The sequence below is a fragment of the Streptomyces silaceus genome (assembly GCF_001419745.1).
In the GTDB taxonomy this organism is placed as follows: Bacteria; Actinomycetota; Actinomycetes; order Streptomycetales; family Streptomycetaceae; genus Streptomyces; species Streptomyces silaceus.
This window is the reverse complement of record NZ_LIRJ01000585.1, coordinates 1-6,286: the sequence shown is the minus strand read 5'-3', so window position 1 is coordinate 6,286 and position 6,286 is coordinate 1. Positions and strand designations below refer to the sequence as shown.

Sequence of the window (6,286 nt, the reverse complement as noted above, 5' to 3'; positions counted from 1 at the left end):
GGGCGGGGCGGTGTCCGTCGGCCGGGCGGGCGCGCCACAGCTCCAGGCCGATGTCGACGAGGCCGACGCGGTCGAGGTCCGGCACGGACTCCAGGGGGTGCCAGGCCGCGAGGTCCGTGGAGCCGTCCGTCTCGTGGCGCAGCTCGCCGCCGGTGACGCGCCCCTCGTACACGATCCGCAGTCCGTGGAAGTCGGCGACGGCGCCGAGCCTGCGGGGGTAGCGGCGGCGCAGCGAGTCGACGCCGAGGAGCGCGACCGGCTCGACGACGTAGCCGGTCTCCTCGTCGGCCTCGCGGATCACGGTGTCGTAGGGGTCCTCGCCGTGGTCCATGCCGCCGCCGGGCAGCGTCCACCGTTTGCTGCCGTCGCCGGCGACCCAGCGGGCCAGCAGGATCCGCCCGTCCCGTACGCATACGGCGTAGGCCGCCACCCGGAGCTCTTTGTGCACAGGGTGACGCTAGTCCCCGTTGCCCGGATTGGCAGGGGAGAACTCGGGCTCGGACCAGCGCCACGGGCTCGCGTGCGGCGTCTCGACCGCCTCCGTGAGCTCGAAGCGGACCGTCCGTGACCCGTCGGCCGCGTGGAGCGTGCGGGCCGTGCCGGTGAGCTGGAGGGTGGTGCCCGTCCTCCAGTCGAGGAAGAGGAGGCCGGCGCGGGGGTCCTCGGCGAGGTTGCCGAGGCTCAGGAACATCGCGTTGCCCGGGAAGTCGTCCCATTCCAGTGCGTACAGGGACGGGACGCGCACGAAGCCGGGGTTGCCGCCGCGGTGGCTGGCGTCGGCGCCGTGCGCGTGGACCGTGGCGAGGAAGAAGGTGTCGGCCGCGGCGACGAACGCGCGCTGCTCGTCGGTGAGCCGCGTGCCGCGCCGGGGCTCGCCGGGCTCCTCCGGCCGCCGCCCCTCGTGCAGCTCCCGCTTCTGCAGGTACTTAGGGCAGTTGGAGAAGACCTGGTCAGCGGCGATCGCCAGGCCGCGGGGCGTGGGGCGGGCCCGGCCGTTGAGGCGCATGCGGCGGCGGGTGCGCGGGTCGAGCGCGAGGGTGCCGACGGGGGTGTCCTCGCGGGTGAGGGCGGCGGCGAGGGGGTCGCCGGCGCGCGGGGCGGCGGCGACGGAGATCTGGCGGGGCCCGGTGGCCCGGACGAATCCGGCCTCGCCGGTCAGCACCGAGGCCCAGACGGCGCCCGCCGGGTCGGCGCCGCCGAGCACCAGCAGCGGCTGGAGCTCCAGGAAGGCGGCGGCGACGGGGCGGATGCCCTGGCCGATCGAGCGGCCCACGTGGTCGGCGAGGTCCCGCACGCCGACCTTGTCCTGCACGGTGCGGGAGCCCTGGTGGTAGGGGGTCCGGGCGGCTGCTTGCGGTGTCATCGGCGGGCTCCTGTCTGCGGGTGCGTGGTGGCCTGTCGCGCGGTTCCCCGCGCCCCCTGCGGGGCGCTCGCGGCGGGGCGCCTAGAAGAAGCCGCAGGTCGGCGCCGACTCCACCGGGGCCTCGGCCTCCTCCGCGCCGGACACGGCGAAGATCTCCAGGCGCGTCCCGTCCGGGTCGTGGAAGAAGATCCCGCCGGACGCGGCGCCCTCGCCGTGCGGCACGACGCCGTCGTACGCGAACTCCACGCCGTACTCCCGCAGCGCGTTCTCGTACTCCCTGACCTGCTCGATGGTGTCGACCTCGAGAGCGAGGTGGTGCAGGCCCGCGCGGCCCGCGGCGTACCCGGCGTCGGCCTGCTGCCAGAGCGTGAGCACGGGGCGGCCGCCCTCCCCGAGGAAGGCGAAGCGGCGGCCCTCCTCCTTGCCCTCGCCGATGACGCCGTACCCGATGACCTCGCGGTAGAAGGCGAGCGAACGCTCCAGGTCGGTGACGTTCAGGCCGATGTGGCCGGTGCGCGGAGCGGTGGACACGGTCATGACTCTCCCCTGGTCTGCCTTGGATCCGCCGTGCGGACCAACTGCGCGGACTAACCTTTCAACGCAAGATTAGGGGTTAGAAGTCGCACCCGTCAACCATTCACGTAACCTTGAGCGGTTAGCACCGAAGGGAGCACCCATGTCCGCCGCCCGGCAGCCGCACGACCCCCGTCCGCTTGTCGGTGAGCCGCTCTCCCTCGACCTGCTCAACACCGTCTGGATGCACGAGGGCGAGCGCCGGGACCTGCTGACCGGCACCGAGGGGCTCGCGGTCTGGCTCGCGGCGAACGGCCTCGACACCCGCTTCACCGCCGACGCGGCGACCCTGGAGCACGCCCTGCGCGCCCGCGACGCGCTCGCCGCCGTCGTGGACTCCCCCGGCGACCCGGCGGGCGTCGCCCGCGTCGACGAGGTGCTCGCGCACGGCCGCATCCGCGCGACCCTGACCGCCGAAGGACCCGGCGAGGAGCCCGAGTTCGCGGACGCCGCCCGGGGCCCCGCCTGGCTCGCGGCGCGCGACTACCTGCGCCTCCTGGCCACCGCGCCCGACCGGATCCGCGGCTGCGCCCACGAGGCGTGCGTCCTGCACTTCTTCGACACCTCGCGCAACGGCACCCGCCGCTGGTGCTCCATGGCAGCCTGCGGCAACCGCGCGAAGGCCGCGCGGCACTACGCGCGCTCGCGCGAGACGTGACGGGGCCGGGAACAGTTCCCGGCGCAAGTCCCCCTATGCACCGCCTTGTCCGCCATGGCGCATGGCGGAATTACGCCATGCCCCGATCACAGCTCGGACAACTCTCCCCAAACAGCAGCCACTTGCGTAAGGCTGAGCGGTCATCCGGCCCCGGATTCCGGAACATCCCGGTCTCCGGGCCTGATGGACCCTCCTTCCCGACCTTCACGCACAGGGATGCCGATGCCCAGATCCAGTTCCAGCGCCAGACGCGCGCCCCGTCTCGCGATAGCCGTCGGTCTCACCGCCGCGCTCTGCGCGACCGGGGCCGTACCCCTGGCCTTCGCGGCGGACGGCGGCGGGCCCGCCGACAGCACCGCCGCCCCCAAGTCCACGGCCGCCAAGCTCGGTTCGGCCGACGCCGACCTGCTCGCCGACGCCAAGGCGGACGGCGAGAAGACCGTCACGATGATGGTCGCCACCGCACCCGGCGCCACCGAGCAGGTCGCCGACCAGCTCGACGGCGTCAAGGGCGGCTCCGTGGGCCGCACCGACGACAAGCTCGGCTACGTCCGCGCGACCGTGCCGACCGCCGAGGCCGACGCCGCGATCACGTCGGCCACGAAGCTGTCGTCGGTGCACGCCATCGATCTGCGCCACGAGATCGAGCTGGACGACCCGACCCCGGCGGCGGACCGCGCGAAGGGCGCGAAGCCGGCCGCCAAGGGGACGTACCCGGGCCCGGACAAGAACACCCCCGCGAAGAACCCGTACAACCCGTCCGCCGAGACGGGCGCCGTCGACTTCGTGAAGAAGCACCCGAAGGCCGACGGCCGCGGCATCACCATCGGCATCCTCGACTCGGGCATCGACCTCGGCCACCCGGCCCTGCGGAAGACGACGACCGGCGAGCGCAAGATCACCGACTGGGTCACCGCCACCGACCCGATCGTCGACCAGGACGGCACCTGGCGCCGCATGACCAACCCGGTCAGCGGCCCCACCTTCACCTGGGACAGCGAGACGTGGCAGGCCCCCGCGGGGTCCTTCCAGGTCAACCGCTTCCGCGAGTCCGCCACCACCGGCGGCGACGCGAAGGGCGACATCAACCGCGACGGCGACACCACCGACAGCTGGGGCGTCCTGTACGACCCGGCCGCCGGGACGGTCCGTGTCGACCTGAACGACAACAACGACTTCACCGACGACGAGGTCCTCAAGCCGTACAAGGAGGACCACCAGGTCGCCTACTTCGGCAAGGACGACCCGGCGACCGACGTCGCCGAGCGCGTCCCGTTCGTCGTCGAGATCCGCAAGGACGTGCCGACCGACCCGTACGGCGGCGACTGGGTCGGCAAGAAGGCCGACTTCGTCAACATCGGCGTCATCGAGTCCGAGCACGGCACGCACGTCGCGGGCATCACCGCGGCCAACGGCCTGTTCGGCGGCAGGATGAACGGCGCCGCGCCCGGCGCCAAGCTGGTCTCCTCGCGCGCCTGCACCTGGACCGGCGGCTGCACCAACGTCGCGCTCACCGAGGGCATGATCGACCTCGTCACCAAGCGCGGCGTCGACATCGTCAACATGTCGATCGGCGGCCTCCCGGCCCTCAACGACGGCAACAACGCGCGCGCCGAGCTCTACACGCGGCTCATCGACACCTACGGCGTCCAGCTGGTGATCTCCGCGGGCAACTCCGGCCCCGGCGCGAACACCATCGGCGACCCCGCCCTCGCCGACAAGGTCATCTCGGTCGGCGCGGCCATCTCCAAGGAGACCTGGGCCGCCAACTACGGCTCCCAGGTGGAGCGTTCGTACGCCATGATGCCGTTCTCCTCGCGCGGCCCGCGTGAGGACGGCGGGTTCGCGCCGATCATCTCGGCGCCCGGCTCGGCCATCAACACCACGCAGACCTGGCTGCCGGGCTCCCCGGTCGCCGAGGCCGGCTACCAGCTGCCCGCCGGCTACTCGATGCTGCAGGGCACCTCGATGGCCTCCCCGCAGGCCGCGGGCGCCTCGGCCCTCCTCCTCTCCGCCGCGAAACGGGAGAAGATCGACCTCACCCCGGCGAAGCTGCGCACCGCGCTGACCTCGACCGCGGACCGCATCCGCGGCGAGCAGGCGTACGCGCAGGGCACCGGCCTGATCGACGTGGTCGACGCCTGGGACGCCATCGAGGACGACGCGACGGCGCACACGTACACGGTGAAGGCCCCGGTCGACACCGCCCTGGAGCAGGAGCTGAAGAAGCCCGGCACCGGCGTCTACGACCGTGAGGGCGGCCTGAGGACCGGCCAGAAGCGGACGTACGACGTGACGATCACCCGCACCTCGGGCCCGGACCGCGGCATCCGCCACGAGCTGGACCTGGTCAACAACCACGAGGGCACGTTCAAGCTGCTGACCAAGGGCGACGTGACGCTCCCGCTGAACAAGCCGGTCACCGTCAAGGTCCAGGCCCAGGCCAAGTCCGCCGGCCTGCACAGCGCGATCCTCACGGTCGACGACGAGCGCACCGAGGGCATCGACCAGCAGATCATGACGACGGTCGTCGTCTCGACCCCGCTGGCCAAGCCGTCGTACACCTACTCGGCGTCCGGCTCGACGCAGCGCAACACCCCGAAGTCGTACTTCGTCACCGTCCCCAAGGGCGCCAAGTCCCTTGAGGTCTCCCTCGGCGGCCTGAAGGACAAGAGCCAGACCCGCTTCATCGCGGTGCACCCCTACGGCGTCCCGGTCGACTCGACGTCGTCGATCGTCTGCTACCCGAACTACGAGAACCCCGCCAACACCTGCCGCCCGGACCTGCGTTCGTACGCGGAGCCGCAGGCCGGTGTCTGGGAGATCGAGGTCGAGTCGCGCCGTACGTCCCCGCTGCTCGACAACCCGTACAAGCTGAACGTCGCCGCGCTCGGCGTCGCCTTCGACCCCGCCGTCCAGACGATCGCCGAGGCGAAGGTCGGCACCCCGGCGCCCGTCTCCTGGAAGGTCACGAACAACTTCGCGGCCGTCGACGGCAAGCTGAAGGGCGGCTCGCTGGGCTCGGCCAAGTCCGCGAAGCCCACCATCAAGCCGAACCAGACCCAGGTCACCGAGGTCGTCGTGCCCGAGGGCGCCGAGCGGCTCGACGTCGCCATCGGCTCGACCTCGGACGTCGCCGCCGACCTGGACCTGGCCGTCAAGAAGGACGGCAAGGTCGTCGGTTCGTCGGCGGAGGGCGACTCGGAGGAGTCGGTCAGCCTGACCAAGCCCGCCGCCGGCACGTACACGATCGAGGTGACGGGCTACTCGGTGCCGTCCGGCTCGACCACGTACGACTACCGTGACGTCTTCTTCTCGGACGCGCTCGGCAAGGTCACGGTCGACGGCACGAAGCCGGTCGAGCTCGCCAACGGCGCCACCGCCCAGGTCGACGCCAAGATCGAGGCCAAGGCCCCCGCCGCCGACGGCCGGGAGCTGTTCGGCGAGGTGTCCCTGCTGAACGCGGGCGGCACGGCAGCCGGCAGCGGCAGCGTGAAGGTGGAGAAGGTCACCCCGTAGCCGTCTGAGGGCTACTGCAAGAAAGTCCCGCCGGAATGTCACCTTTGGGTGCATTTCGGCGGGACTTTTCTGCAATCCCCCCTCAGTCCCCCGGGGCGGGGCGGGTGTCGCAGGTGGGGGCGTGTGGGAGGGCCTTGGTGATCAGCTCTCGGCGGGTGGAGCGGTCCTTGCCC

The 6,286-nt window shown here is 72.1% G+C and carries 5 protein-coding genes; 2 read left to right on the top strand and 3 right to left on the bottom strand.

Annotated elements, in window-relative coordinates; genetic code table 11:
• The 3 genes from AOK22_RS37105 to AOK22_RS37095 form a co-directional block, all read right to left on the bottom strand.
• Positions 1–448: NUDIX hydrolase (locus AOK22_RS37105; RefSeq protein WP_055703063.1), on the bottom strand; the 448-nt coding region annotated here is incomplete at its 3' end.
• A 9-nt stretch (positions 449–457) separates the two neighbouring features.
• A complete protein-coding gene (locus AOK22_RS37100) occupies positions 458–1,363 on the bottom strand; it encodes a pyridoxamine 5'-phosphate oxidase family protein (protein WP_055703061.1) in 906 nt (301 codons plus the stop codon).
• Between the two features lie 81 nt (positions 1,364–1,444).
• Positions 1,445–1,900 (bottom strand): VOC family protein, encoded by a 456-nt coding sequence (locus AOK22_RS37095; protein WP_055703060.1) that lies wholly within the window; start codon positions 1,898–1,900, stop codon positions 1,445–1,447.
• 139 nt (positions 1,901–2,039) lie between these two features.
• Here AOK22_RS37095 and AOK22_RS37090 point away from each other — a divergent pair, with 139 nt between their 5' ends.
• Together AOK22_RS37090 and AOK22_RS37085 are read left to right on the top strand one after the other, a co-directional pair.
• On the top strand, positions 2,040–2,594 hold the full coding sequence (locus tag AOK22_RS37090; RefSeq protein ID WP_055703059.1) for a CGNR zinc finger domain-containing protein: 555 nt from the start codon (positions 2,040–2,042) through the stop codon (positions 2,592–2,594).
• Between the two features lie 222 nt (positions 2,595–2,816).
• On the top strand, positions 2,817–6,113 hold the full coding sequence (locus AOK22_RS37085; RefSeq protein ID WP_055703062.1) for a S8 family serine peptidase: 3,297 nt from the start codon (positions 2,817–2,819) through the stop codon (positions 6,111–6,113).
• Positions 6,114–6,286: the final 173 nt, after the last annotated feature.